At 62.6% G+C, this 26,352-nt stretch carries 22 protein-coding genes and 1 pseudogene; 1 reads left to right on the top strand and 22 read right to left on the bottom strand.

All coding sequences use genetic code 11. The annotated features are described in order from the left end of the window. Positions 1–137: 137 nt before the first annotated feature. The 4 genes from PSN43_RS04405 to PSN43_RS04390 form a co-directional block, all read right to left on the bottom strand. On the bottom strand, positions 138–2,126 hold the full coding sequence (locus PSN43_RS04405) for a cation:proton antiporter domain-containing protein (RefSeq protein ID WP_272699498.1): 1,989 nt from the start codon (positions 2,124–2,126) through the stop codon (positions 138–140). Positions 2,127–2,378: 252 nt separating this feature from the next. Beyond that, a complete protein-coding gene (locus PSN43_RS04400) occupies positions 2,379–2,708 on the bottom strand; it encodes a ComEA family DNA-binding protein (protein ID WP_272699497.1) in 330 nt (109 codons plus the stop codon). An 81-nt stretch (positions 2,709–2,789) separates the two neighbouring features. Continuing rightward, positions 2,790–4,229 carry an aryl-sulfate sulfotransferase gene (locus tag PSN43_RS04395; RefSeq protein ID WP_272699496.1) on the bottom strand — a complete coding sequence of 480 codons (1,440 nt, stop codon included), beginning with the start codon at positions 4,227–4,229 and terminating at the stop codon, positions 2,790–2,792. 122 nt (positions 4,230–4,351) lie between these two features. After that, positions 4,352–5,845 (bottom strand): aryl-sulfate sulfotransferase, encoded by a 1,494-nt coding sequence (locus tag PSN43_RS04390; protein ID WP_272699495.1) that lies wholly within the window; start codon positions 5,843–5,845, stop codon positions 4,352–4,354. Positions 5,846–6,367: 522 nt separating this feature from the next. Between PSN43_RS04390 and PSN43_RS04385 the strand changes: the two genes are divergently transcribed. Then, positions 6,368–7,285: a transporter gene (locus tag PSN43_RS04385; protein ID WP_272699494.1), complete on the top strand. Its 918-nt coding sequence runs from the start codon at positions 6,368–6,370 to the stop codon at positions 7,283–7,285. A 76-nt stretch (positions 7,286–7,361) separates the two neighbouring features. Here the strand turns inward: PSN43_RS04385 and PSN43_RS04380 are convergent, their stop codons facing one another. From PSN43_RS04380 to PSN43_RS04295, 18 genes and pseudogenes are all read right to left on the bottom strand, one after another. After that, entirely contained in the window at positions 7,362–8,717 is a 1,356-nt protein-coding gene (locus PSN43_RS04380; protein ID WP_272699493.1) for a sigma-54-dependent transcriptional regulator, read from the bottom strand. Between the two features lie 3 nt (positions 8,718–8,720). Beyond that, complete coding sequence (locus PSN43_RS04375; protein WP_272699492.1) at positions 8,721–10,664, bottom strand: ATP-binding protein; 1,944 nt, start codon at positions 10,662–10,664, stop codon at positions 8,721–8,723. A gap of 154 nt (positions 10,665–10,818) precedes the next feature. Continuing rightward, positions 10,819–11,514 carry a DUF1573 domain-containing protein gene (locus PSN43_RS04370; RefSeq protein ID WP_272699491.1) on the bottom strand — a complete coding sequence of 232 codons (696 nt, stop codon included), beginning with the start codon at positions 11,512–11,514 and terminating at the stop codon, positions 10,819–10,821. A 137-nt stretch (positions 11,515–11,651) separates the two neighbouring features. Continuing rightward, entirely contained in the window at positions 11,652–11,993 is a 342-nt protein-coding gene (locus PSN43_RS04365; RefSeq protein ID WP_442874863.1) for a DUF1573 domain-containing protein, read from the bottom strand. Then, positions 11,994–12,134: pseudogene (locus tag PSN43_RS04360) on the bottom strand (hypothetical protein); the annotation flags it as partial. A 15-nt stretch (positions 12,135–12,149) separates the two neighbouring features. Further along, positions 12,150–12,347, bottom strand: a complete 198-nt coding sequence (locus tag PSN43_RS04355; RefSeq protein WP_272699490.1) for a hypothetical protein — start codon at positions 12,345–12,347, stop codon at positions 12,150–12,152. Between the two features lie 9 nt (positions 12,348–12,356). After that, positions 12,357–12,818 carry a cytochrome c family protein gene (locus tag PSN43_RS04350; protein WP_272699489.1) on the bottom strand — a complete coding sequence of 154 codons (462 nt, stop codon included), beginning with the start codon at positions 12,816–12,818 and terminating at the stop codon, positions 12,357–12,359. A 13-nt stretch (positions 12,819–12,831) separates the two neighbouring features. After that, positions 12,832–13,128 (bottom strand): ComEA family DNA-binding protein, encoded by a 297-nt coding sequence (locus tag PSN43_RS04345; protein ID WP_272699488.1) that lies wholly within the window; start codon positions 13,126–13,128, stop codon positions 12,832–12,834. A gap of 19 nt (positions 13,129–13,147) precedes the next feature. Next, positions 13,148–13,351: a hypothetical protein gene (locus PSN43_RS04340; RefSeq protein WP_272699487.1), complete on the bottom strand. Its 204-nt coding sequence runs from the start codon at positions 13,349–13,351 to the stop codon at positions 13,148–13,150. Positions 13,352–13,360: 9 nt separating this feature from the next. After that, positions 13,361–13,513 (bottom strand): hypothetical protein, encoded by a 153-nt coding sequence (locus PSN43_RS04335; protein ID WP_272699486.1) that lies wholly within the window; start codon positions 13,511–13,513, stop codon positions 13,361–13,363. Positions 13,514–13,526: 13 nt separating this feature from the next. After that, positions 13,527–14,687, bottom strand: a complete 1,161-nt coding sequence (locus PSN43_RS04330; RefSeq protein ID WP_272699485.1) for a putative sulfate exporter family transporter — start codon at positions 14,685–14,687, stop codon at positions 13,527–13,529. Positions 14,688–14,717: 30 nt separating this feature from the next. Further along, complete coding sequence (locus PSN43_RS04325; protein ID WP_272699484.1) at positions 14,718–17,624, bottom strand: hypothetical protein; 2,907 nt, start codon at positions 17,622–17,624, stop codon at positions 14,718–14,720. Between the two features lie 291 nt (positions 17,625–17,915). Beyond that, positions 17,916–19,226, bottom strand: a complete 1,311-nt coding sequence (locus PSN43_RS04320; protein WP_272699483.1) for a (Fe-S)-binding protein — start codon at positions 19,224–19,226, stop codon at positions 17,916–17,918. 95 nt (positions 19,227–19,321) lie between these two features. Beyond that, on the bottom strand, positions 19,322–20,227 hold the full coding sequence (locus PSN43_RS04315) for a universal stress protein (RefSeq protein ID WP_272699482.1): 906 nt from the start codon (positions 20,225–20,227) through the stop codon (positions 19,322–19,324). A 24-nt stretch (positions 20,228–20,251) separates the two neighbouring features. Further along, positions 20,252–21,172 carry a CoB--CoM heterodisulfide reductase iron-sulfur subunit B family protein gene (locus tag PSN43_RS04310; protein WP_272699481.1) on the bottom strand — a complete coding sequence of 307 codons (921 nt, stop codon included), beginning with the start codon at positions 21,170–21,172 and terminating at the stop codon, positions 20,252–20,254. Then, a complete protein-coding gene (locus PSN43_RS04305) occupies positions 21,169–21,738 on the bottom strand; it encodes a 4Fe-4S dicluster domain-containing protein (protein WP_272699480.1) in 570 nt (189 codons plus the stop codon). The genes PSN43_RS04310 and PSN43_RS04305 overlap by 4 nt, the downstream gene beginning before the upstream one ends. A gap of 31 nt (positions 21,739–21,769) precedes the next feature. Next, a complete protein-coding gene (locus tag PSN43_RS04300; protein ID WP_272699479.1) occupies positions 21,770–25,201 on the bottom strand; it encodes a 4Fe-4S binding protein in 3,432 nt (1,143 codons plus the stop codon). A gap of 16 nt (positions 25,202–25,217) precedes the next feature. Further along, a complete protein-coding gene (locus PSN43_RS04295) occupies positions 25,218–26,348 on the bottom strand; it encodes a Coenzyme F420 hydrogenase/dehydrogenase, beta subunit C-terminal domain (RefSeq protein ID WP_272699478.1) in 1,131 nt (376 codons plus the stop codon). Positions 26,349–26,352 lie beyond the last annotated feature (4 nt).

Genomic DNA, 26,352 nt, shown 5'->3' with positions numbered 1-26,352 from the left:
GGCGCACGGACGATCGCTCGATTCATGGGGATCGGGATGAGGATTCACGAAAAAAGGGAACATCCTTCTCTCAAGGAGGTTCCCTTTCTTGTTTCCGCTATTGCGAAATCGACCGCGCCCTATCGCGCCGCATCGCGTCAGGCCACGCAATCGGCCGCTACCGCCGCATCGGGACGGGACAGATCGCAGAAGCGCGAACGGTCCTCGTCGCTGCCGATGAACGCGACAAGGTCCCCGGCTTCGAGGATGTAGGCGGCGTCGGGATTGGTCTTGAGCTGTCCCTTGCGGACCACGCCCACCACGGACGCGCCCGTGGCCTTCCGGATATTGCTCTCGCCGAGGGATTTGCCGACCAGGGAACTGGACGCGGGCAACTTGACCCATTGCAGGTCGAACTGCTGCTCCGCGCCGCGGAACTGGATAAGCTCCCGATAATCGTCGCTGGAATCGGCCAGCACGGAATAGAACTCCTGACGGATGCGGTCCGTATGCCGTTGAATTTCCACGGGCGATTTGCTCAGGCGCAAGAGCGACTGCCGGGACATTTCCAGGCTCGCTTCCAGTTCCGGGAGCACGGCCTCGTCTGCTCCAAGCTCCTTCATGTCGTGGAGATGCTCGCGATTGGTGGACCGGGCGATAATGTCCAGGTCGGGGTTGTCGTGCTTTGCGTTCTGGATGATGGCCCGCGTCGTCACCAGATCGGGAATCGTGACGATGAGCTGGGCCGCGTTGCGCAGCCCCGCTGCCTCGAGAACGATCTCCTGGCTGGCGTCGCCGTACACGGCCGGAATGCCCGCCTTCTTGGCCTGCTCGAACCGGCGGTGATCCAGCTCCACCACCACATGAGTCAAGTCGAACCGCTTGAGAATCTGGGCGATCTGCAACCCCACGCGGCCCGCTCCGAGGATGACGACGTGGCCGCCCAATCCCTCCTTGGGCATGTTGGTGGATTCGAGCTCCTCATGGGAGAACCACCGCTTGCGCAGGGCGTAGAGCCGGGCGGTCTGCCCGGACACGATGGGAGTCAGGACCATGGAGATGATGGTCACGGTAAGGATCAGCGCGTAGAGGTCCTGGTCGATGGAGCCTGTGGACACTCCGAGACGGGCCAGAACGAAAGAAAATTCGCCGATCTGGAAAAGCCCAAGGCCCACGGCCAGCGGGACCACGTTGCGGTAGCGGAAGACCCGGGCAAGGATGGCGAAAACGATCCCTTTGCCCACGCAGAGGAAAATCAGCAGCCAGAAGACCTGCCGGAAATTGTCGACCAGGAACATGGGATCGAAGAGCATTCCCACCGAGGAAAAGAAGAGCAGTCCGAAGATGTCGCGCAACGGGATGATGTCGCTCAACGCCTGGTGGCCGAAATCCGATTCGCTCAAGACCATGCCCGCCACGAACGCTCCGAAAGCAAAAGACAGCCCAGCCAGGTAGGTCACGTAGCCAACGCCCAGGCCGATGGCCGCAATGGCCAGCAGGAACAGCTCCCGCGAGCCGAGCCGGGCGATGTGGGCCATGAGCCACGGGAGCAGGCGCGTACCGAGAACGATCATGGCCGTGATGAACAGTCCGGCCTTGAGGGCCGCGAAGCCGAGCTTGGGCAGTCCCACCACCGGGTCGTTGAGTTCGGGCAAAATGACCATCATGGGCACGACGGCCAGGTCCTGTACGATGAGCATCCCGATCATGACCTTGGAGGACAGGGTTCCCAGCCACCCCTGGTTCATGAGCGTCTTGAGCAGGACCATGGTGCTCGAAAAGGAGGCCAGCGCGCCAAGCCACAGGGACGCTTTCCAGCCGAGGTCCATGTATTGCCCCGCCGCGAACCCCAGCGCTATGGTCAATAGCATCTGCAATGGCGTCCCTATGAGGGCCACCAGTTTGACCGGCCTCAGGTCCTTAAAAGAAAATTCCAATCCCAGGGCGAAAAGAAGAAGCGCGATGCCTATTTCGGCCAGCAGCTCGATATCATGCACCCCGGCAACGGTCAGCCCGCCGGTGTGCGGGCCGAGCAGGACACCGGCCAGGATGTAGCCGAGAATGATCGGCTGCCCGACCCGCTGGGCCGCAAGCCCGCAGAAAAAGGCGAAGACAATGATGAGAATGATGTCCGTGGCCAAGCCCATCTCAGGTCCTTCCAACGTGTGTTCGAATTATGCGGTTCCGGGCTGCGGCCCGGCATCCCCTGCCCTTGTTATACAATAAATGGTATCCCGCAGGGAATCCAGACGAAAAGAAGGCTTGCACGCCGAAACGTACAAGCCTTCTTTTTTATTGGCTTTCATTCTCCAAAACCGCCAAAGGCCGCCCTATGGCGACCCGGCGGACGGAGCGCTTCCCCGCATGGGGAACGGCGGCGGCCCGAGGGCCGAGCCGTGTTAGCACTTGGACGGAGCGAGCGCGGGCTCGGCGTCCGGGTCGAAGACCACGTCGCCGTCTTCAGTGACCTGCGGGTTGAGTTCTTCCATGAAATCCTGCGTCATGCCGGGAACCTTGAGCATGTCCTCGGCGGACTTGAAAGCGCCGTTGGCCTTGCGGTAGTCGACAATGGCCTTGGCCAGATCCTCGGGAATGTCGATGTCCTCAATGGCCATGATCTCTTCGACCGAGGCGGTGTTGAAGCTGACAATGCCGTCCTGGGCAAAGGCCGTACCGGCGAAGACTATGCACATGGCCGCCAGGCAGAGGGTAATGATGAGCTTTTTCATGTTTCTGTCCTTTATATGGTTGCTGGAGCGGGCGGGGCCGCCCCAAGTCGGACCGCCCCGCCCATGGGGTTTGGTACTCGTTTAGCCGGCCTGGACCCGGAAGGTGGTGTTGTCCGGAGGCGTGACCTTGATCTCCTTGGGAGTCTTGAGCTGCGGCACGTAGTCATACGGCACGCGCATGGCACGGTAGACCAGGTTGTAATTGCCGTTCTTGGTGTAGTACGGGCTGATGTATTCCCAGACGATTTCGTGATCCGGGGTCACTTCCTGGAACTGACCCACCGCGCCGTTGGTGATCATCGTGTTGCCGTTGGGCAGACGCTGAGCCGAGGACACGTAGTCGGAGTAGAACTGGTACTTGTTGCGCATACCCATCTGCTTGGCCGAGTGCTCCCAGACCACTTCGAGGGTGCGCGGGTCGAACTCGATGACGCGGGAGTAGTCCCGGCGGGCGTCGGACCAGCCCAGGGGCGCGCCCGGGTTGCGTTCGCCGTAGCCGCCGTAGCCGCCGTTGTCATAGACCAGGATGTTGCCCTCGCCCGGCAGACCCTTGGGGATCATGTGGGTGTGGTGCTGGCCGATGATCTGTCCGAGCTTGGACAGGGCGCGCTTGTACTGCTTGCCGCCGAATTCCCACATGGAATCGCGGTAGTATTCGGGGCCGAGCTGCCAGACGATCTTGCCGGTCTTCTTCTCGATGATGAAGCTGGTGTTGATCTGGCGGCAGGAGATGATGATGTTCTCCGGATTGAAGACCGAGTACTTCTCCTTGTCCTCGTCCCACCACTTGTTCGGGCCGAGGTAGGAAGCGGCGTTGACATGAATCCAGTCGCCGCCCTTCCGGCCCGGGGTACGGGTCATGGAGTAGGTCGGGTACTTGTACATGGTCTTCTTGAACTCCAGCGGGAATTCCATCTCGTCGAAGTGCTCGGCGCCGAGCCACTCCCAGATCACGTTGCCCTTGGCGTCCAGCTCGACGATATAGTCGTCGTAAAGCTCCTTGTCGGAGATGAACTGGTTGTGCGTGAACTTGTGCGACAGGATGAGCATCTTGCCCTGGTAGTTGTCCAGCGGCATTCCCGGCACATAGTAGCCCACCGGGTTGCCCTCGAACTGGTAGTCGTGGTGCATACCCGCCCTGGGCACGGACCGGACGACCTTGCCGTTCCAATCCAGAACCACCAGGTCGGTGGAAGAGGGATCCTGCCAGACACGGCCCTTCTTGTCGGGAGAGGGGCGCTTGGTACCGGCCAGGAAGCCGCCCTTGAGCATCTTGGGCGGATGTTCGGCCTGGCAGACGTCCTTCCACTGGCGGACCACGTTGCCGTTCATGTCGATGAGGACGGTTCCCTCGGACTCGACTTCGGTGCCGAACACGGTGTAGCCGTTAAAGCACTTCTCGGGGTTGTAGATAGTGGTCCCATGGGGGAAAACCGTGGGGAAGGACAGAGCCTTCATCGGATTTATCAGCGCCGCTGCGGCTGCCACGGCCGCGCCGGTGATAAACTCACGTCTTTTCATCATATCTCCTTTGTCGCGTTCATATCACGACCAGAGCTTATTTTCATTACTCCCGCCGAAAGCGTTGCTCAAGGGCGGGGGGAAAGAGGCCGGGATGTCTCACCCGGCCATCATTCTGTCAACTAATAGCCGGCCATGCTCGCTTCGCCACCTTCGTCTTCCACCGGAGCGGCAACCTTGGCTGCCGGAGCGGCCTTGACTGCGGCGGCGGGAGCGGCGAAGCCTGCGCCCGCATGGTAATCGCGGAAGAAACGCGGAGCGTCGTCACCGGCGATGTAGCCCTTGGGAGTCAGGGTCTTGCCGTAGAACGCCGGGTAATCCTCGCCATAACGATAGGAGCGATGCACCATGTTGGTCATGGAGTCGATGTGGGCGTTGAACGGGAAGGCGTCGTCGTTGTTGACCACGGCCTTGGTCTTGCCGCCGAAGATGGGGCTGATGAATTCCCAGACAACCTCACCCTCGGGAGTGACCTCGAAGAGATGGCCGCCGTGGGTGGAGGTAATCAGGGTGTTGCCGTTCTTCAGACGCTGCACGGCGCCCTGGCGGTGAGAGTTGAAGCTGTTGGTGTGACGGGTGGCGAATTCCCAAACGACCTTGCCGGTCTTGGGATCGACTTCCACGGCGCGGGACCGGCGATCCTGGGGACGCTCGGAACCGTTGTCGAAGACGAGGATGTGGCCGTTCTTCAACGGGGTGGCGCAGTGGTTGCCGAACATCTTCTGGGAACCGTCATCCCAGTAGCCGGGCTTCTTGGCGTTGGGATCCCAGGCGGAGGGGTTGCCCCAGCGGTATTCCATCTCGCCGGTCTTGTGGTTGATGAAGTAGAACTCGGACAGGTTGCGCGAATTCAGCACAACAGTGTCGGTCTCGGGAATGTAGTTGACGGTGTTGAAGTGGGACCAGTCATAGGTGGCGTACATCTCGCCCAGGGGCATGGGCAGGGTGTAGTTGATGTCGAACTGCTTGGGACCGGTGCCGATATGATCCTTGATGTGCCACTCCCACACGGTCTCGCCTTCACGGTTGACCTCACGGACGAAGTCGACCCAGAAGCGGTCGTGGGGGACGCCCTTGGTGACCACGGGCTTGGTGGGGATGGTCAGGGGATTGCGGCCCAGCTTGCGGGCTTCGTCATTGGTCAGGGTTTCCCAACCAAGGATCAGGGTGTTGCCGTTGGGCATACGGCAGAAGGTGTGATGCTGAATCTCCTTGTTGGGAGTGAACATCTTGTACTCCCATACCTTCTTTCCGTTCCAGTCGAACTCCTCGAGGATGCCGCCCGCGCCGCCGATGCCGCAGTAGCCGACTTCCGGCTTCTTGGGAACGGCGCCCGCGCGCAGCAGATGGCCGTTGGGCAGCAGCACGGAATGCAGGCCCGCAGTGTACTCGCTTTTCCATGTGTGAACAATGTTGCCACGCATGTCGATGAGATAGGTGGTCTTGCTGGCCACCGTGGGGTCGAACAGGGTGTATCCCTGGTAGGCCTTGGCCTGGTCGTAGCACAACACACCGGTGGGACCGGTGATGGATTCATAGGCATACGCCCCGGAACTCAGGACGATCAGGGAGATCCCGAGCATCAGAGCCATATGCCAGCGATGCAGTTTAAGCACTCTTTCCTCCTTACCTGTTACAAATACATTTGTTGCCAACACGGAACGCCTGCGCGGTTCTTCGCCTCCCGGCTCAATCCGAATCACTCTCTCGAAACAGCGAACCTTTCGGTTTCCGCACACAGCGCACACAGGGGTAACCAAGTTTCATGCCAACGATTTCACAATGTTTTTTATCAATGATTCAAGGCAGTTATTTTTTCACAACGGTTGCACTTCCCCTCTAGAAATGCGTATCGGCGCACACACTGTGCCGCACCCCGCACAAAACGCCTCCGCAAGCGTCAGCGCGCACACGTCCCCCGCGGCCCGGGAAGCCCGATTTTGCGGGAGTCCGCCGGTCCGGCCGGAGGGTTGTCACGTAGCTGGAACAATTCTTGATAAAACGGGCACAACCGCGGGGATCGACAGCGTCTGCGGTGATGTCCCGCAGGCCGGTCGCAGTGTCCGCGCAACGGGTAAAATGTATTAATCCGGCGCGCTCCGAGCTGTCCCGACCGCGCCGAACAAACGGAGGAATGGATGAACTGGTTCAAAATCGGGCTGCTGGGCTTGCTGATGCTCGCCCTCACGGCGGTGACGGCCCAAGCTGAAGAAAAGACGCCTGTGGCCTGGGGAGGCGTCGGCTCGACCTTCGGCCCATGCGGCCTGGGTATGCCCGCAGGCGCGTTCGCCGTGGGCGGCAACGTGTACTACGGCAAAAGCAACGGTGTCTGGGAAAGCAGCAAGCGCGTAAACGGTAACGCCAAGGCCACCAAGCTCAACGAAATCTTTAAAACCCGTTACGGTGTCATGAAAGGTCTTGATATCCGTACCGCCACCCCCGTCTACAACGTGCACATCGAAAAGCCCAACGACTCCAACAGGGAATCATACGGCATCGGCGACACCGCCATCCTGCTGCACAAGACCATTCTCAACCAGAAGGCAGGAGACCCGCTCTCCGTGGCCCTGGATTTCGGCGGCGTGGTCCCCACCGCCTCGGTCAGCCCGCATTCGTCCGACGCTGCGGGCAACGACGCCTGGGGTTTCATCGGCGGCATCGGAGCCACATGGTTCAACGGCGCCAACCGGTTCGACACCGAAGTCAACTACGCGACCTTCAGCGAAGGCGCGCATGATTATGAAAAAGGCGACCGCTACCGCTGGAACCTGGGCTACGCCTACGCCTTGAGCGACCGTTGGGACATCGGCGCGGAATCCTCCTGGGAAATGAACGAAGAATCCCGGACCCTGGGCCTGGCCGACCGCAACGCCTCCATCGAGTGGTACGTCGGCCCCAAGGTGGTTTACAAGTACGCTCCCTGGAAGCTCTTCACGGGTCTTATCGCCAAGGCCCCCGTGCACCGCTGGTATGAAGGGAACAAGGTCGGTTCCGACGATTTCCGCCTGGAACTCAAGCTCATCAAGGTGTTCAGCCTCGGCACCCTGTTCGACTAGGCGAACGGCCTCGCAAAACGACCAAGGCCGGTTCCTCGCGGACCGGCCTTTTTTCATTCCCGGACGAATCTGCGTCCTAAAGCTTGTAAGCGTCTATCTTGTCGTACAAGGTTCGGCGTCCGATGCCCAAAATCTTGGCCGCCTTGGATCGGTTGCCGTCGGATGAGGCCAACGCCTGCCGAATGGCCTTGATCTCGGCCTTTTCCACCGCCTGCTTGAGCGACACGGCGCCGTCCTCGACCCCGCCCCCGGAATCCGGAAAACACATTGGGTGGGCGCACAGGTCCTCCACGCTGATGACGTCGCCATCGGCCAGGAGCACGGCCCGTTCGATGACGTTCTCCAACTCCCGGATGTTCCCCTTCCACGGGGCGTCGCGCAGGGTCTGCATGGCTCCCGGCGTCAGCGACTGAACCGACTTGTTGTAGCGTTCGTTGAACTTGCGCACGAAATGCCCCACGAACAGGACCATGTCCTCCTGGCGGTTGCGCAAGGGGGGCAGGTGCAGGGGTATGACGGCCAGCCGGTAATAGAGGTCCTTGCGAAACTCCCCGGATTCGACGGCCTCCTCCAGGTTGCGGCTCGTGGCGGACAGGAAACGGACGTCCACCTTGATGGGCATGTTGCCGCCCACAGGCTTGATCTCCTTCTCCTGGATGGCCCGCAGCAGCTTGACCTGGGTGGACGGCGTCAGTTCGCCGATCTCGTCCAGGAACACGGTGCCGCCCTGGGCCTCTTCGAGCAGGCCGCGCTTGGCCCGGATGGCCCCGGTGAAAGCGCCCTTCACATGGCCGAAGAGCTCGCTTTCGAGCAGGTTCTCGGAGAGCGAGCCGCAGTCGATGGTGAAAAACGCCTTCTCGGAACGGGAGCTGGAGTTGTGGATGCGCTTTGCAAACAGGGACTTGCCCGTGCCGGTCTCGCCCTGGATGAGGATGGACACGTCCGAATCCGAGACCTTCTCGATCATGGACATCATCTGCTGCACGAGCGTGGTGTTGCCGATGACCATGGACTCGGAGTCCGCCTTCTGCTCCCGCTGGCTGAACGTCTCCAGTTTGCGGTGCAGCTTTCCGTACTCGATGGCGCGGCAGGCCAGCAACGCCAGTTCCTGGGTCTTGAACGGCTTGGTGATGTAGTGGTACGCGCCGAGCTTGATGGCCTCCACCGCGCTCTCTATGCTTCCGGCCCCGGTCATTATGATGAACGGCAGGATGTGGTCGATGGACCGGATCTGCTTAAGCAGCTCCAGGCCGTTCATGGGCTCCATGGCCAGGTCGCTGACCACAAGGTCGTAGGCCGTTTCGGACAGGGCCTTCCAGGCGTCCGGTCCGCACGAGGCCGTGTCCACCACATATCCCTGGCGTCCCAGGGAACGTTTCAGGGCGCTGAGCAGGTCCTGCTCATCGTCCACCAACAATATCTTTTCGGGCATGATTTATGTCTCCTTGGCGTGGACCGAGGGGAATTCCAGATACATGCAGGTCCCCTTCCCGGGCTCGGATTCAGCGAAAATCAGACCGTCATGCCGCTCCACCATGCGACGGGTGATGAACAGTCCCAGACCGAAGCCGCCCTTGCGCGAGGAAAAGAACGGCTCGAATACCTGGGTCAGATTGGGCCGCGCGATGCCCGTGCCGTTGTCGCTGACAACTATGCGCACGGTCTCGTCCCCATCCTCTCCGGCCTTGACCGCGCGGATTCGAATAAGCTCATCCTCCCCGGTCACGGCCATCGAGTTGAATATCAGGTTCATAAGCACCTGTTGCAGGGCGCGCTCGTCGCCCCGGATATGCAGGGACTCCTCGGGCAGTTCCAGCTCCACCCGCTCCCGCTTGCGGCGGCTGCCCAGCAAGGTCAGGGAATCGCGGACCAGGTTGCCCACCTCCACCACGCCCATGCTCATGGGCTTGGGCGTGGCCGCTTCAAGCAGCCCCTTGGTGATCTCGCCCGCGCGGATGGCGTTGCGCTGCACGGCCAAAAGCCCGTCCTTAACATCGGGGGTCAGTCCCTCCTCGAACATGAGGTCCTCGGCATTGGCCTGAATGACCCCCAGCGGATTATTGATCTCATGAGCCAGGGAAGCCGCCATCTTGCCGATGATGCCCAGCCGCTCGGACTGGATGAGCTCTTCCTCCATGCGGTTGCGCTCGGTCACGTTGCGCGCGAACAGGCAGGCGAGCAATTGAGTCCTGACCGGTCCCTGAATGATCCGGCCAGCCACCTCAACCTCCATGGGCTGGCCCGTCGCGCCGATCATTTCCAATTCGTGCTTGTCGCAGCCGTCGTTGAAGACCTTCTTCAGGAAGGCCCCTATCTCGTCGGAGTACTCGCGGGTCGTCAGTTGCTGCAGATAGACCTCGTCCCGCGGCAAAGGGAAACGAAGGGAGTGCCGGGCGCGTTCGTTGGCATGAAGCACATGCCCCTCCTCGTTGACGAGGAAAATCATGTCCGGCGAAGACTCGATCAGGTCCCTGTAGCGCTGTTCTGTACGGCGCAGGTCCTGCGTCACCCGATCGACCCGGCGCTTGAGGGACACGTTCCAGACCACGATGGCGATGAAAATGATCCCGGCCGCAGCTGACACGATGGCCACGTATTTGGCGTAATGCCGGATGCCGTCGGTGATGGTCGGCTTGCCGAACCACTTGTCCTGCAACTGATCTGCCAGCCCAACCTCTTGAAGTCGGTGGAAGGCTGCCTGGATTTTCGGGGCCAGATCGGGGTCTTTCCGGGACACGAGGATGCCCAGGGGACTTTCCCCGAGGACCACGCCCTTCTTGAGGATGTTGGGAATCTGGTAGCGGTCGATGAGATCGTCGGCCACCCGCTCGGATGGGGCCACGAACACGTCCATGACTCCCTGGCTGACCATGGTAAGGGCTTCCAGGGGAGAACTCAGCCAGATCACGTCGTCGCCCAGCTGGATCTCCTGGCTGTAGGGAGCGGAGGTGATGGCCACGACCTTTTTGTTGTCGAGGTCCCGCAGGCAGGTCACGGAACGGCAGTTCTGGTTGACGTAGAGATGGTGGCGCAGACTTATGCCCACGGGAATCCAGACGGCGTCCAATTCCCGGGCGGTCTCCTCCGAATCGTGGGCCAGGATGTCCACCGTGCCCTTCGTGAACAGCTCGCGCCGCTTGTCCAGGTCATGGATGGCCCGGAACTCCATGTCGGCGCCCATCAGCTTGCCGAGCATGACCATTTCGTCCACGGAATAGCCCCGCACTCCCTGTTTGCCGTCCTTGACGGCAAGAAAGGAAAAAGGCGGAGAGATGGCCCGGGTGCCGACATGATAGACCGGACGGGCAAAGGCCTGTCCCTGGAAAATAACCGGGAGCAGGAACAGGAAAAACAAAAAGAGGGTAACGGCGCGTCGCATGATGTGGAACCTATAGCAAAGCAGCCCGACGCGCCACCTTGCAGGGACGGGTTCCGAAAAACGCCGAAGTCCCCCGGCAGGAGGAATGCCGGGGGAGCTCGACGAGAGGTGGTCGAAGATGCGTCGGTTCATCTAGCCCTATTCTCTTTGAACGTTATTTCACGGCGCCGATGAGCACCGCCTTGTATCCCTTGCCGATGTCGTTGCGGGCATCGGAGTAAACCATGACCATGTCCAGGAACCGTCCGGCCTTCAATCCTTCCAGGGTGACGGCGATGTCCGCGGACTGCCCGGCGGGCACGGTCAGCTCGCCCACCCAGTAGGTCTTCCCGAACTTCTGGGATTTGACGGCCGTGACCTTCATGGGCGCGTCGCCCGCGTTGGCCACCTTCAAGGACACCTTGTTGGGCCGGTCGGCGGCCAGGGTTCCGAGATCGACCTTGCGCGGATCGATCTCCATGACCCCCATGGGAATCGGATCGACGTGCCCCAAAATGTGGATGACGTCCTCGGTCTTTCCTTCGCCGCCGCTGAATACATGGACGGTCTTGTCGAATTTACCGGGGTATTTCAGCGTATGGTACGTGATGACCATGGTCGCCGTCTCGCCCGGAGCCAGCCGGGTCTTGTCCAGTTTCGTGGAGGTGCAGGCGCAGCTGGTGGAAACGTTCGCCACCACGGCTTCGGTCGAGGACGCATTGGTCAGGGTGACGGTCTTTTGCGCGTCCGGGCCTTCCTGCATGTTGCCGAATTCGACCTTGAGGTCGCTTATCCTGAGCTGGCCCGCCGATGCGGCTCCGGCCAGGCAGACGACGAGGGCGAAAGCCAGCGCAATGATACGATGTTTCATGATGATCTCCTTTGTTGGCCCCGGCGTTCACAGTTCCGACCCTTGGGGCCGGGGCTCCCCGGCGCGTATTGCGCCGGGGAGGCAACGCCGTGCGAAAAGCTCATGAAACACGGTGTCGGGCACTGTTCTGCCGGGAGTTATTCCACGTTGCCTATGAGGACGGCCTTGTATCCCTTGCCGATGTCGTTGCGGGCGTCGGAGTAAACCAGGACCATGTCCAGGAACCGCCCGGCCTTCAGCCCTTCCAGGGTGACGGCGATGTCCGCCGACTGTCCGGCGGGCACGGTCAGCTCGCCCTCCCAGTAGGTCTTCGCGAACTTCTGGGATTTGACGGCCGTGACCTTCATGGGCGCGTCGCCCGCGTTGGCCACCTTCAGGGACACCTTGTTGGGCCGGTCGGCGGCCAGGGTCCCGAGATCGACCTTGCGCGGGTTGACCTCCATGACTCCCATGGGGATCGGTTCCACGTAGCCCACGATATGGACGACCTGGGCGTTCTCCTTGCCGTCGCCGGTGGACACCGTGACGGTCTTGTCGAACTTACCGGGATATTTGAACGTATTGTACTTGATGACCAGTTCGGTCGCTTCACCGGGCTTGAGGCTGCTCTTTCCAAGAGCAGTGGTGGTGCAGCTTCAGGACGTGGCCACGTTCGTGATGGTGATTTCCTCTGCGGTGCTGTTGGTCACCGTGATCGCCTTGCCGGCCACCGGACCTTCTGTCATGGACCCGAAGTCCACGGTCGTCTGGCTGAAGGCAAGCGGTTGGGCCGAGGCCGCGCCCGCCATGCAGACGAGCATGGCGAGGGCCAGGGCAATGGATTTCAAACGCATGATCGCTCCTTATTCTCCCCCGTGAACGAAACGGGATTTTACTTTGTAGTCGAAGTTCTTGTCCTGCCCCTCGGTATGGCAGGTCCGGCACAGGGCCTCGTCGGGATGCACCTTGAGATCGGCCGGGTCGCCGGACTGCGAATGCGCCAGCCCGGGGCCGTGGCAGGACTCGCACTGCACGTCCTTGAGCTCGGGGGTAAGGTCCATGTCGATAAAACCGCCCTCCGCGTCCATGGCCACCACATGGCAGCGCACGCACCCCGGAACGGACTGCTTTTCCTCGCCCTGATGCTTGAGGTCCTCGAAGGCCCGGGCATGGGGGGTGGTCTTCCACCCCTCGACGATCTTCGGGTGACACTCGCCACAGGCGGTGTAGCCCACGAAATCGCCGAACAGCTCGGCTTGGGCGGCGGCAGCGGCCAGGGAAACTGCGAAGCAGGCGACGGCGATGATGAGCAGCAGACGGTTCATGACCTACCTCCGGCTAGCAGTTGCAGTCCGAAGCTGCCTCTATGTAGATGAACTTGTCGAGCTTCCGAAGCAGGGCGTTGTCCACGCCCTCGATGTCGAGCAGTTCGGACATGTCCACGAACTCGCCGTTTTCCTCGCGGGCCTTGACGATTTCCTGGGCCAGCTCATGGCTGATGCCTTCGACGGCTTCGAGCTGCTCCACGGTCGCCACGTTGAGGTTGATCTTGCCGTCATTGTCGGCGGCGAAGACGGTGGAAGCGGACAGGGCCAGAGCCAGCAGCAGTGCGAAAGCGATGCAGATCTTTTTCATGATCGTTGCTCCTAAGGGGTTACCAGCCAAGGTAGTGATGGCTGTACATGAAGAACCAGGCCAGGCAGGAGACGGCTGCGCTGGCGATGCCGGAAACGGTTTTCCTGAAGGGCGAAGCCGACTCGCGGTCCGCCTTGAACACGCCCATGTACAGGGCCGCAGTGGTCAGGACGACCAGCAGGACCGCAAACAGGGGCAGGATGACGTAGTAGATGCCGTGCATGATGCCCTCCTAAAGCAGGCCCAGATACTGGCTGACGGTGATGAAGGCCATGACGGCCACGGCGAACAGGATGCCCAGGGTGTCCCGGTCCTGCTCTTCCACGCCCTTGTTGGCCATGTAGTCGAAGCCGGTCTCGTCGGTGGTATGCGTATGTCTTGTCATCTCGATACTCCTACTAGGCCGCAAGAAGGCCGGTTTTGGCGCACAGGGCGATGGCGGCGAGCAGCAGGACGATGCGCAGGACGCCCGCCACTGCGGTCACTGCGACGCCTTTGAGGCCGTGCTGCGTGATCTCGCGGAAGGACATGGACAGGCCGAGCGCGCCCGCAGCCAGGGAGAAGTCCCACTTGACCATTTCGAAAATGGCGTGATGGGCAGGCTCCTTGAACAGGTGCAGGCAGGCCAGGACCCACAGGAAGACGAACACGCCGAGCCAGATCGGGAAGCTCTTGATGCCCCGGGTGGCCATGACGGTCTCGTCGTCACGCCGCCTGAGCTTGCGCACGAACATGACGATGAACACGTACAGGAAGCCGGCGGGCATGATGACGTGGCGGCCGACGTCGTACCAGGTGGCCCAGCGACCGGCCTCGTAGCTGCTGCCGAAGGCGGCGAACAGGGACTGGGCGTTGTTGCCCACGCCCACCACGGACGCCAGGCCCATGGCCTTGGGGGTCAGCCCCATCCATTCGCCCAGCACGGGCAGCAGGAACATGGAGACGAGCCCGAAGCCGATGACGCAGGCCGTGGAGTGCACGACCTGGCCGCCCTTGGCCTTGATGAGCGGCATGAGAATGGCGCACACGTGCGGGTCGCCGGTGGCCAGGCCGCCCGCGATGATGGAACCGTGGCGGTCATCGAGCTTGAACAGCTTCGAAATCCACAGGGTCATGGTCGCGGTCAGGAACAGGAACGCGGTGCAGATCAGGATCGGGGCCGCGCCGAGCTTGAAGGCGTGGCCGATCATGAAGTGCGGGGCCAGCATGATGATGCCCAGGGGCATGAGCATGTGGATGTAGGACAGGCCCCGCTTCCAGCAGTCCGGCACGCCGAAGACGTTGCCGATTATCAAGCCGAGCAGAAGCGGATTCCAGACGAAGTTGGAGTTGAGCACCTGGAAGAAGGACTGATGGTGCACCGGTCCGATGACCCCGTCGAGCCAGGCGAACAGGTTTTGCAGGGTGAACGGATTCGGCACCCCCGCCAGGTTGTTGCTGAAGATGGCGACGAAGAACATCGCCAACAGGCCGGGCAGCACCGCCTTCAATCCGTAGAGGGCGCTGAACCAGGATTTGCGGCCCAGCTCGTAGTTTATTGCCATGCTATCGGTATTCATTGCATTTCCTCGTAATGTCTTATCAACCCGCTAGCGGCGGATGTGGGCGGAACCGCCGGTGTTCACAGAGCCGCTGACCTTTTCGTGCGGAGCCTTGGAGCCGACGCGCCAGTGATCCATGAAGCCGAGACGCGGGAGCATGGACAGGCGCAGGAAGCCTTCGATGGTTCCGTTGACGCCGACCAGCACATCCACATTGTTGCGGGGGCGGAAGGCCAGGTTGTCGGTCTTCTCCACTTCGCCGTCTTCCTCGGTCTCGATGTGCCAGGCGTGGATCATCTCGCCGTCGAAGCTGTCGAGCACGATGCGGAACAGGGGCTGGCCCTTTTCGTTCTTCGGGCCTTCGTAGACGGGATGTTCCTTGTCCAAGACGATCGCCTCGGGGTTGTCGAGGAGCACTTCGTTGAGCTGGTAGCAGTGACCGCACACGTCGGGACGGACCATGAAGCGCGGGTCGTACTCGAAGGGAGTGTCGCGCTCCAACTCCTGGATGCCCGTGAACAGCCAGAGGTTGGCCTTGCCGTCCGCGTAGGGCTGCTCAAGATCCATCTCGGCCAGGACCGAGCCGACCTTGAACTGCATCATGCGCGCGGTTTCCATGTGCTGGGGCAGAAGCTTGCGGGCCTCGTCGTTCAGCGGACCCACGGTCTTGGCGGCGACGACCTTGCCGGTCTTGTCCGCCAGGGAGAGGGCGATGGTCCCGGCCTGCTCGTCGAGCCCGTCGCAGCGCAGCGTGTACTTGCCGAGCTGGGTGGTCTCGCCGACACCGAGGGCCAGGCCCTTGGGCTTCTTGTAGGTGTAGCTGATGCTTTGCAGCGAAGGAGTGCCGAACTCCTTGATCTTTACGTAGTTGGAACCGATGTACTCGGGCTGGATGTAGGTCGCGCCCTCGGAGAAGAGGTCGGGCATGAAGTAACGGTCATGCGCCGCCTTGTCCCGGGACAGGCCCTGAGCCAGGTAGAAGTGCGCGCCCCAGCGGTTGCCGGAGTACTTCATCAGCGACAGGGACGCCACAGGACGGTCGTCCAGGTAGGTCCTGCCGGTGTAACGCAACGCCTTGTTGCGAACGCCGAGCAGCTCGTCCTGCCAGAACATCAGGTTGCCGTCGCCCATGGGCTGGTTCTTCCAGAAGTCCAGGTCGAAGTTCTTGCGAACGAAGGTCCCGGAACTGAAGGTGGTCAGGTAGGCCCGCTTGCCCAGCAGGAAGAAGCTTTCCCCTGCCAGGGTGCGGATGTTGCGCGCGTTGCGCGAGGTGTAGCACAGGCCCGCGGGCGGGATGACGACCTTGTTGTTGTGGTAATCCACGTAGGAACCGCGGATCATGACGGCCTCGGCCGACAGGAGGCGTTCCTTCTTGCGGTTGCGCGTCACCTTGCGCATGAGGCCCTTGAGCCTGGGCACGAAGGGCGCGGTATGATCCGGCTCGTAGAAGGACGCGTCGGAAATGGCCTTGGGATAGGAGGTGAACTTCGATTCCTCGACCACGGTGCCGTAAGAGGAATCGGCCAGCCTGGTCAGGAAGGAACGCTCGATGATCGGCTCCAGCACGGGCGAAGAGCCGAGGAAGAAGTCGATGTCGTTCTTTCCCTCTTCGGGCCACATGACCATGTTGTCCGTGCGCATGAAATAGTAGTCGCGCACGTACAGGTCGCGGACCACGCCTTCGTCGACACCGTCGGCCACGACCTTGAAGGCGTTGCGGTTCCAGATGTCGGAGTATTTGACCGGACCTGCATAGGTGTCGTTGTCCTTGTCGAAAACGATCTCGCGATTGTTCTCGAGGAGCAGGCGATGCAGCATACCGGTCTTGAGATTCGGCTCCAGGACCACGTTGTAACGGTCGTCCAGCGGCCAGGGCTGCCCGTTCTTCACAGTGACCAGGTCGCGGTAGACCACGAAGGAAAAGCGGCCGGAGGAATAACCGTGGGACTTGCCGGTGGACCAGGGCACGAAATCCGAGTCCTTGAGGAAGGAGGGATCAATAACGATCTCCACGCGCATGTCCAGCTCGGGAATGGTCAGGTGGTACTTGTCCATCTCGCCATCGCGGGTCTTGTATTCCTGCGCGGTGGTGGGCTTGACCAGCTTTTCGGCCAACACCTCGCTGCCGGTGAAGTTGGTCACACGGACCAGGAACCCGTCGGGCTGCCTGAAGGCGTAAATCCGCTTGTTGAAGTAGTAGCGGTAGTCTTCCTGGCGCAATTCAAGAATGATGGGCCGCTGAAGGGAGAAAGTGGCCTCGGTGATCTCCGGGAACTCGATGGAGGCGAATTCGGCCTCGTCGAAGTCCACGTTCCGGGCGACGTACTTGCTGGCCCCAAAGTAATACGTGTTGTCCAGGTAGAACTTTTCCAACTGGGGATTCAGCCCTTCCTCAAGGCTGATTTCCCGGACCTCTTCCCGCTTGGGGAACTTGGAGGCGATGGGGAACTCCAGCGGGAAGCCGCCCGAAGGCGAAATGACCGCAAACTCCGCGTAGGGCACGTCGTAGTGGTCGGTGGAATAGTCGAACCACAGCCGGTAGCCCGAGTCGCCCAGCGGGGTGCGGTCGCCCTTGTTCAGGGCCACGTCGCGGAAGGTCCGCATGGAGGTCTTGAGGTCCACCAGATAGGTGTGTTCGCCCAGGACCAGGAACGGGTCGCGCATGAGCGGCCTGGCGTCGTGGGACGTCTCGGACAAATAGAACAGCCCGCCGGGCTGCACTGTGGCCTTGCCTTCCGCGATCTCGCTGCCGCGCAGCACGATCGCCTCGGTCAGGCTCTTTTTCTGCCCGAACTGGTTCTTGAAGACCTTGTTCCGGAGACCCGCCAGATGCGGCAGGAAAGTCATGTCCGCGGACGGCGACAGGCCGTGCGGATCGGTTGCGGCCGCCCCGGCGCCCGGAAGCGCGAGGAGCAGGGCCATGGCAAGGGCCAGTACTCTGAATGTGTGTTGCATATCCCTGTTTCCTGAAAAGCTGAGTTCAACGTCCTGAGGACAACCTGCCTTCCTGGAAACAAGAAGCGTACCAATTCGGTTATAACGCTATTTATTCATATTTTTCATAATGTTACAAAAAGACGGTGACAAGGCCACCCTAACCGGCTGTGCGCTTCACCGCACACCAAAACCGCGTGTGTTTAACCTCACGCACACTCCCGGGCGTTGCCGGACGTAAAAAAGGCCCGCCCGCCGCAGGGGTGCATCGCGGCGGGCGGGCGAGTGCCGGGACAGGCCCGGACTTGTCGACTATGCCTCCGGCGGAAGGTTCACCTCCTTGAGGTCGTCACCCAGATATTCACGCTCGTTTTCGCCAAGGATGCCGAGGGACAGGCAGATGAGCGTCCACAGGTGAACCACGGGGAATCCGGCCTCATAGTGCTCGCTCAGATCGTGGATCTGGGAATGGCAGTTGTGGCACGGGGCGATGCAGTAGTCGGCCTTGGTCCTGAGAATCTGCTCCAGCTTGATCTTGCCGTAGGCCCGCCGCTCCTCGGCGAAGCCGGATTGCAGGAAGCCGCCCCCGCCGCCGCAGCAGTAGTTGTTCGACTTGTTCGGCCACATGTCGATGAAGTTCTCCTCGCCCACCACGGACTTGACCACGAAGCGCAGGTCCTCGGCCACCGGGTCGCGCAGGGACTTGCGGACGAGCTGGCAGGGGTCCTGGACCGTGAAGGTCACGCCCAGGTCCTTGTTCCAGTCGGAATTGACCGGCAGTTTGCCCTCGCGAATCCATCGGGCGTACAGGCGGATGATGGACTCCATTTCGAAGCTGTGCTCGACGTTGAATTTTTGCAGTCCGGCCCGGACCGCGTAGAATTCGTGTCCTCACTCCGTATTGAGCCAGACCTTGCATCCCAGGTCCTCCACCGCCTGCGCCTTGTTGCGGACCACCTTTTCCCAGGCCTCGTCGTCGGCCAGGAACATGCAGTAGTTCTCGGCGGCCCACCCCTTGGTGGAGTAGGTCCAGTCCGCGCCGACCAGATTGAGAATCTTCCACAGCGGGATCATCTCGTCCGGCTCGGTGACCGGCTCGCGCGAGTTCTGGTTGAGGAAGTAATAGGCCCCCTTCCTGTCGATGGGCACCTCCAGGTTCTCCATGCCCGGCTGGGTCTCGCGGACCTCTTCGAGAACGTCCTCGACCACGAACTTGAAGTCCTCGCTGGACGCGCCCATGGCGCTGTTTCCCGGCGTGGCCAACGCCTGCTCGCAGGACCCGCGAATCCCCTTGGGACGCTCCTCGCGGGGCCAGGACTGGCGGCAGTGGTAGACCAACTGAGGAATATCCACGTCCATGGGACAGGCGTGGACGCACCGTCTGCACATGGTGCAGAGCCAGACCCACGGCGTGGACCTGATCTCCTCCTCCCGGCCGTACAGGGCCAGGCGCAGGAACTTGCGCGGGTCCATATCGTGCATCCCCGTGGCCGGGCAGCCCGAGGAGCAGGCGCCGCAGGCCAGGCACATGTTCAGATTGCCGCCCTCGGGCAACAGTTCCTTGACCTTATCCACCAACGCCGACCGCTTCGGCTCGATCAGCAGTTCCGCAGCTTCGCCCATGGCTCACTCCTTTCGCGCCCCCTGGCGCATCATGTGCCGCGTGACGTTCCGGGGACGAAAGACCGTCCCCGGAACAGATTCCGTCCGTGGCCGGATCAGACCATGGCCTCGGCCTCGACCACCGCGCCCGCCTGGTCGTACATAAGGCCACAGCGCAGGTCGAAGTGGCGGTTGACGCTCATGGTCGGACACGGCGCGTTGAGGGCCACCTGGGTCACGGTGGAGCCCAGGAAGGCCTTCTCGGGGTCGCGCTCCTTGGAATGGTGGGCCATGATGAGCAGGTCCGCGCCGCCCTGACGAGCCGTGCGCAGAATCTCCATGGCGGGCTCGCCCATCTCCGCGTTGAAAGAGCAGTTCGGGATGCCGTCCAACCGCTTGCCGTACTCGCTTTCCAGGCGGTTCATGCATTCGCTCCTGCCCGGCCCGCCGGGCTCGCTGACGTGCATGACCACCAGATTGGCCTTGTACTGGCGGGCCATCTGCCCGCCGTAGGACACGGCGCACTCCGCCTGGTCCGAGAAGTCCGTGGCCACCACGATGTTCTCGAACAGCGGCTCCTTGCACTCCACGTCCTTGTGCACGATCATGACCGGGCACCGGGCGCGCTGGCTGACGCGCTCAAGAGTGCTGCCCGCCATACCCCACATCTTGGAGCGGCGCTCCTCGTATTCCTTGGTGTGCGGCCCCATGACGATGAGGTCCGTGTTCTTCTGCCGCGCCAGGCGCAACAGCTCATTGTGCGGAATGCCGGGCACGACCACGATCTGCGCGCTCGGAATGGTTCCCAGGTATTCATCGTACATTTCGCGAATCTTGCCGCCGAGCTGGTCGGTCTCGCCCGAAGGCGCCAGGTGCTCGATGGAACCCCACCCCTGCGCCATCCCGGCCACGTGGGCCAGATAGAGCTTGGACTCGAACTTGACGGCGAATTCGACCGCCGCCTTGACCGCACAGGCATCAATGCCGGTGGGCGTGACGCCCACGATAATGTCCTTGAACATGACTAGCCCCCTTTTCTTTCCGGTTTATCCGTTCAAACCCGCCTTTTCGTCCTCGTCTCCGGGCGCGGGCACAGCCCACGCCCTGTCTGCAATCCCCCGCCTGACCGCCGGGGTCATGGTCAAATTGGCGGCCAGTTGCACGTCCGTTTCATCCAGCCCCATGGCCAGCCCCAGGAGCTGGGTCAGGTACAGCACCGGCACGGGCCGCCCGCCCGCCTTGCGCGCCTTGGCCTGATAGGCCTCCAGATTCATCTGGCACAGGGGGCACACCGTGACGATGGCGTCCGCCCCGGCCGCGTCGTTCAGAATTTCGGCCACGGACCGTATGGCCACCTCGGGATGGCCCATCATCAACGAGGCCCCGCAACAGCGGTTGGACATGTCGAAACGATAGACCTCGCCGCCCATGGCCTCGATGAACGGCTCCATGGAGACCGGCCTGCCAGGCTCGTCGAAGACCGGGTACGGCCGCAAAATCTGGCACCCGTAGTACGGCGCGACCTTCATGCCCTTGAGTCCATCGGTTATCTTCTGCTCCACGATCTTGGCCCCCACGTCGTTCTTGAGCACGTCCAGGATGTGGCGGACACGGACCTCGCCCCGATAGTGCAGGCCCGAGGCGGCCAGCACCTCGTTGACCCTGCCGTGCAGGTGGCGGTCGCCGACCACCTCACGATTGACCTTGAGCAGGTTGAGATAACAGGCCGAACACGGCGCGAGCACGTCCAGCCCCCTCATCTCCCGCTCCGCGATGGCCAGGTTCCGGGCAGGCAGGGCGTAGTTCATGAGCTTGCTGACCGGCTCGGCCGCGCTCGCCCCGCAGCAGGTCCAATCCGGAATCTCGATCAGCTCGCAGCCGAGCCGCTCCATGACCAGACGGGTGGAAACGTCGAACTCGCGGGCGCTCTCCGTCAGCGAGCATCCGGGATAGTATGCGTACTTCATGACAACCCCTCCATTTCTCGGGCCTTGTCGAACATGGGCCTGAGCACGTCCCCCCGCCCCTTGCCCGGCAGGTGCACCTTGCCCTTGCCCATCATGCGCACGCCCAGGGGAAGGAAGGAGAGCGGCAGCATGGGATCGCGGCTCTTGAGGAAGTACCGCTGCATCATGCTCGTCTCCTGCACCCGGCCGTGGGCCTCCACGTCGTCCATGAAAGCCGCGTAGAAAGCCCGGTTCTTCCGGGCGGCCCGGCTCCCCTCGACTCCGGCCAGCCGCTTCAGTCCGGCCATGGCCGAGGTCAGCTTGAGGCCGCGCGGACAGCGCAGCGTGCACATGTAGCAGGCCGAGCACATCCAGAAGGTGCGGCTTTCAAGTATCCGGTCGAGCATTCCGAACTGGATCATCCGCCACATGGCCCGGGGGGTGATGTCCATGGCGTGCCAGTTGGGACAGGACGCCGTGCAGGTGCCGCACTGCATACACGCGCCCACGGTTTCCCTGAGCTCCCTGAGCACCATCTGATCGGCCTCCGACGCCGGGCTCCACGTCTCCCTGACTGCTCCGTTCATGAGATATCTCCTTGGCAATGTGTTGCCCGGCCTAGGCCGGTTCCTCCAGGGCCGCGTCGATGACGGACAGCATGGGCCCGTCATGGAACCCCTTGAGCACGGTGGCGCTGTTGGGGCAGACCGCGGCGCACGCGCCGCACCCCTGGCAAAGGATCTCGTCCACGATGATCTTCTCCTCGGTGATATCCAGACTCCTGGCCCCGTAGGGACAGGCGCTCACGCAGGCCTGGCACAGGGAGCACAGGGAGTGGCGCACCGTGGCCACCACGGTCTCGCGCGGAATCTTCTCGGCGTTGAGAATGCGCAAGGACCGCTGGGCCGCGGCCTTGGCCGAGGCCACGGTCTCGGGCATACGCCGAGGCGAATGGGCGATGCCGCACATGTAGATGCCCTGCTTCAGGAAATCCACGGGCCGCCACTTGAAGTCCGCCTCACGGTAGAATCCGTCCCCGTCGACTTGCACGTCGAACACTTCGAGCAGGTCCTCCACGTCGTTGGGCTCGATGCCGCTGGCCAGGGACAGGATGTCCGGGCGCAGCTCGACCTGGCCGCGCAGAATGGGATCGTATCCCCGGACCACGGGCTTGCCGTCCTCGAAGGTCACCTGGGGCGAGGTCCGGTCGTCGTAGCGGATGAAGATGACCCCGGCCTTGCGCGCCTGCGTGTAGTAGGTCTCAAGGAACCCCTGGGTCATGATGTCCCGGTAGAAGACATAGATGGGCAGGTCCGGGTTGCGCTCCTTGAGGGCAAGCACGTTCTTGAGCATCTCCGGGCAGCACACCTTGCTGCAATAGGTCCGGTCCTCGCCGCCGTTGCGCCAGCACTGGATCATGACCACGGAAGAAAGCGCCTTGGCATCGAGTTGGCCGGTGGCGAGCTGCTCCTCCAGGGTCAGGTGGGTCATGACCGGCTTGTGCACGCACAACCCCGACTCGTAGACCTTAGCCTCATGCCCGCCGGTGGCCAGGATGGTCACGCCGTGCTCCAGTGGGAACACGCCCCGTGGGCTGGCGATGGCCGACCGGAAATGGCCCGCGCTGCCGCGCGAAAGGACCACCCGCGAGTCCTTGAACACCTTGATGTTCGGGTGCTTCTCCACCTGGGCGATGAGCTCCTCCATGAAGGCGCGCGGGTCCGACCCGTCCAACTGGGTGTGCAGCCGCATGGCCGTGCCGCCCAGTTCCTCCTCGCTCTCCACCAGACAAACCCCGTACCCCTGGTCCGCGATGGCCATGGCCGCGGTCATGCCCGCCAGGCCGCCGCCGACCACCAGGGCCGAGCGGATAACGTCCACGGTCACGGCCGGGCCGGACGGGTCCGCGCCCTGCAACCGGGCCACGGCCGTGGACAGGGAAGCGTATATCTCGCGCCCGGTCCGGCCCCCGCCGTCCCCGCCCACCGTGGGCGTGTAGATGTCCACCACGTCCATGAGCGCGGGGTTGAGCCCGATGGTCCGTCCAAGCTCCTTGAGCCGGGGAATGTAGGCGTACGGCATACACGCCCCGATGAGAACGCGGTTGGGCTTGAACTCCGCGGCCGCCTGCTCGATGTCCTTCCACCCCTGCGGGGTGCAGGCGCTGCCCACCCGCATGACCTTGCAGACGGAATGGACATGCTGCATACGCTCGGCCAGCCCGTCGAGGTCAACGGCCTGCTCCAGGGTCGGGCAGGAAGTGCAGACGGTCACCAGGGTCCGCGCCGGGTCCCTGGACACGTCGGGATATTTCGGTTCCGGCTCGGCCTCGATCCCGGCCAGGACGTCATACGCCTTGATGATGCGCGAGGCGGCCTGGGCCGCGGCCCCGGCCTGGATGACCGATTCGGAGATGTCGCGCGGTTCGCCGCAGGCCCCGGCGGCGAACACGCCCACCCTGCTGGTCCGCTCGGGCCGGTAGGACTGGGTGTCCACGAACCCCCATCGGTTCAGGTCCACGCCCATGGTCAAGGCGAACTTGTCGGACCCGCGCGGCGGCCGCGCCCCCACGGCCAGAACGACCATATCGAATTCCTCCGAGACCATTTCGCCGGAGTCGTTCAGGTATTCGAGCCTGAGCCCTCCGTCCTCGCCGACAGGCAGGACGGTGTGCGGGCGGCTGCGCACAAAACGCACGCCGTATTCCTTTTCTGCGCCGATCCGGTACCGCTGGTACTCCTTGCCCGAGGTGCGCATATCCATATAAAATATGGAGGTCTCCACCTCGCCGCCCGTGGCCTTCTTGGCCAGCAGAGCCTCCTTGATGGAAAACATGCAGCAGACACCGGAACAGAAGTCCGCGTTCTTTTGCACGTTGCGCGAGCCGACGCATTGCAGCCAGGCGATGCGCTTCACCGGCGCGCCGTCCCCGGGCCGAAGCAGCTTTCCGCCGGTCGGTCCGGTGCCCGAAAGCAGCCGCTCGAACTCCACGGCGGTGAGCACGCCGGGATGGGCGTAAGCCCAGATGTCCTCCCCGCCCTCCGGGTCCATGGACGGGTTGTAGCAGTCGAAGCCCCCGGCCAGGATCACGGCCCCGACCTCCAGCTTCTCCACGCCGTCGGACAGGATGCGCACGTAGAGCTTGTCCAGCCACGGCACGAAGACCTTGCCGGTGATCGGCTTGACCAGCCGTTCCCGCGCGCCCTGCACCACCAGTTCGTCGGCCTGCTCCACGCTCTCCGGTTCGGCCAGCACCACCACCGGCAGATCGGGCCGCAATTCGCCGGCGCGGGTCAGGACCCTTTCGGCATCCATGTCGTCCAGGTTCATGCCCAGCAGGAGCAGCCCGACAGGTTCGTCGGAGGCTAGCCGGTCCACGGCCTCGCGCCCGGTCCCGGCGAAATGCAACGGGAAGTTCTGTTCCTTGAGTTCGTCTTCCATCATGGCCCGGAGGTCCGGGTCCGCGTCGGCCACCAGTATGTGGAAGTCCCTGCGCTCGTCGAACTTGAAGTCGATGGCCCCGGTGGGACACGCTTCATGGCACTTCCAGCAACGGATGCAATTGTCCAGGTCGAGCACGTAATGATTCGGGATGGCGTGCGGCACGGGCAGATACACCGCCGTGCGCTCGGTCAGACCGGCGTTGAACTCGCTGGGTACGCGCACGGGGCAAACCTCGGAGCACTTGCCGCAGCTTATGCACTTGGCCGGGTCGATGAGCGTGGACTTGCGCCTGAGAGAAATCAGGAACTTGCCCGGCTCGCCTTCCATCTCCTCCACCTCGGTGGAGAGCATGATGTCGATATTGTCGTGAAACAGCCCCTTGCGCAGACAGTACTGACTGGAGGAATCCCGCGCCATCAGGGGCAACATGCGGCACATGCCGCAGTGATCCGTCGGGAACTGATGGTCCAGTTGGCTGAGAATCCCGCCGTGGCTGGGCCTGCGGTCGATGAGGGCCACCTTGTGCCCGGTGACGGCCAGGTCCAGGGCCGCGCGGATGCCGCCTATTCCGGCTCCGACCACCAATGCGCCGTATTGCTTTCTCATGTCGTCCTCCCTGCGATCAGGCCATATGGGAAACCGCGTCCTGGAACTCGTCTTCCTTGAACACCGACAGCGGCGGCGGCTCGTCCAGGCTGCGGCCCGGCACGTAGTCGAAGCTCTCCTGGGTGCGCGCGGCCACGGTGCGGAAGAGCTCCATGACCGGAATGTCGTTGGGGCAGGCGTTGGAGCACTGGCCGCAGCCCACGCAGGCCATGGACATGTGCGCCATGCGCGTCAGGTGGTAGAAGACCGTGTCCGTGGGCATCTTGAGCGAGCCCTTGCGCTTGGCCCAGCCCATGTACTGCCAAGGCTTGTGCTCGAACACGTCGGTGTTGAAGACGCACTCCTTGCAGTAGCAGACCGGACAGGCCACCCGGCAGTTGTAGCAGTTGACGCAGGAGGCCAGGTACTCGGACAGGTCGGTCAGGGTGCCGGTGGCCGCGCGGGTGCGTTCGAACATCTCGTCCCGGTTGGCCGTGCGCGTCTCGATCATGGCTTCGAGCGCCTTGTCGCGCCCGTCGGCCGAATCCGCCTCGGGCAGCCCCAGGCCGTTGAGCAGGGACTCGCCGCGCGGGCTGGACGCCATGACCGGGATATGCCCGGCCAGGTCCGCCCCGGCCAGCCCCAGGACCAGGTCCGCATTCTCCGGGGCCGGATGCTCGCACGCCTTGCAGGCCTGGGCGATATCCACCCCGCCGTTGCCGATCCGGCCCTGGAAGTCCATAGTCGTCTCGAACGGATCGCGGTCGCCCCTGAACGCCTTGTAGCCCATGTTGTCGAAGGCCCCCATGCAGTCCAGACCGACCAGGATGACATCGTCAAGGCTCCCCTGGTTGAGCTTGACCAGCTCGACGAAGGCCCTGATCTCGCACGGCCGCATGACCGCCGCGATGCGCTCGCCCGACTGCCCCCTGGTGAGCCGGGCCAACAGCTTGGCGCTGTTCATGGGAAAGGCCGGAGCCAGCGGATCGGCCCCGGAGAGCTGCTTCGGGTCCGTGACCAGCGTGGGCATGGGAATGCCCTTGCCGAACAGGTGCATGGGCACCAACACCCCGCCTATGCTCTCGTTCTCCATCAGCCCGCGCAGGAAATCCTGCACTGCGGCGATCGGATTGCCCCCGTCGATCATGATCTTTGCCGTGGTCGCCATATCG

It is taken from the genome of Desulfovibrio sp. Fe33, assembly GCF_028532725.1.
Lineage (GTDB): Bacteria > Desulfobacterota > Desulfovibrionia > Desulfovibrionales > Desulfovibrionaceae > Pseudodesulfovibrio.
The sequence above is the reverse complement of the archived record's forward strand: the minus strand, read 5'-3'. Positions and strand labels throughout refer to the sequence as shown.

Excerpts from the sequence above, each read along its gene's own strand:
- PSN43_RS04315 (WP_272699482.1), bottom strand. The coding sequence starts at position 20,227 with ATGTTCAAGGACATTATCGTGGGCGTCACGCCCACCGGCATTGATGCC.
- PSN43_RS04350 (WP_272699489.1), bottom strand. The coding sequence starts at position 12,818 with ATGAACCGTCTGCTGCTCATCATCGCCGTCGCCTGCTTCGCAGTTTCC.
- PSN43_RS04305 (WP_272699480.1), bottom strand. The coding sequence starts at position 21,738 with ATGAACGGAGCAGTCAGGGAGACGTGGAGCCCGGCGTCGGAGGCCGAT.
- PSN43_RS04335 (WP_272699486.1), bottom strand. The coding sequence starts at position 13,513 with ATGACAAGACATACGCATACCACCGACGAGACCGGCTTCGACTACATG.
- PSN43_RS04385 (WP_272699494.1), top strand. The coding sequence starts at position 6,368 with ATGAACTGGTTCAAAATCGGGCTGCTGGGCTTGCTGATGCTCGCCCTC.
- PSN43_RS04310 (WP_272699481.1), bottom strand. The coding sequence starts at position 21,172 with ATGAAGTACGCATACTATCCCGGATGCTCGCTGACGGAGAGCGCCCGC.
- PSN43_RS04300 (WP_272699479.1), bottom strand. The coding sequence starts at position 25,201 with ATGAGAAAGCAATACGGCGCATTGGTGGTCGGAGCCGGAATAGGCGGC.
- PSN43_RS04355 (WP_272699490.1), bottom strand. The coding sequence starts at position 12,347 with ATGCGTTTGAAATCCATTGCCCTGGCCCTCGCCATGCTCGTCTGCATG.
- PSN43_RS04345 (WP_272699488.1), bottom strand. The coding sequence starts at position 13,128 with ATGAAAAAGATCTGCATCGCTTTCGCACTGCTGCTGGCTCTGGCCCTG.
- PSN43_RS04325 (WP_272699484.1), bottom strand. The coding sequence starts at position 17,624 with ATGCAACACACATTCAGAGTACTGGCCCTTGCCATGGCCCTGCTCCTC.
- PSN43_RS04340 (WP_272699487.1), bottom strand. The coding sequence starts at position 13,351 with ATGCACGGCATCTACTACGTCATCCTGCCCCTGTTTGCGGTCCTGCTG.
- PSN43_RS04395 (WP_272699496.1), bottom strand. The coding sequence starts at position 4,229 with ATGAAAAGACGTGAGTTTATCACCGGCGCGGCCGTGGCAGCCGCAGCG.
- PSN43_RS04405 (WP_272699498.1), bottom strand. The coding sequence starts at position 2,126 with ATGGGCTTGGCCACGGACATCATTCTCATCATTGTCTTCGCCTTTTTC.
- PSN43_RS04370 (WP_272699491.1), bottom strand. The coding sequence starts at position 11,514 with ATGAAACATCGTATCATTGCGCTGGCTTTCGCCCTCGTCGTCTGCCTG.
- PSN43_RS04400 (WP_272699497.1), bottom strand. The coding sequence starts at position 2,708 with ATGAAAAAGCTCATCATTACCCTCTGCCTGGCGGCCATGTGCATAGTC.
- PSN43_RS04330 (WP_272699485.1), bottom strand. The coding sequence starts at position 14,687 with ATGAATACCGATAGCATGGCAATAAACTACGAGCTGGGCCGCAAATCC.
- PSN43_RS04295 (WP_272699478.1), bottom strand. The coding sequence starts at position 26,348 with ATGGCGACCACGGCAAAGATCATGATCGACGGGGGCAATCCGATCGCC.
- PSN43_RS04375 (WP_272699492.1), bottom strand. The coding sequence starts at position 10,664 with ATGCGACGCGCCGTTACCCTCTTTTTGTTTTTCCTGTTCCTGCTCCCG.
- PSN43_RS04380 (WP_272699493.1), bottom strand. The coding sequence starts at position 8,717 with ATGCCCGAAAAGATATTGTTGGTGGACGATGAGCAGGACCTGCTCAGC.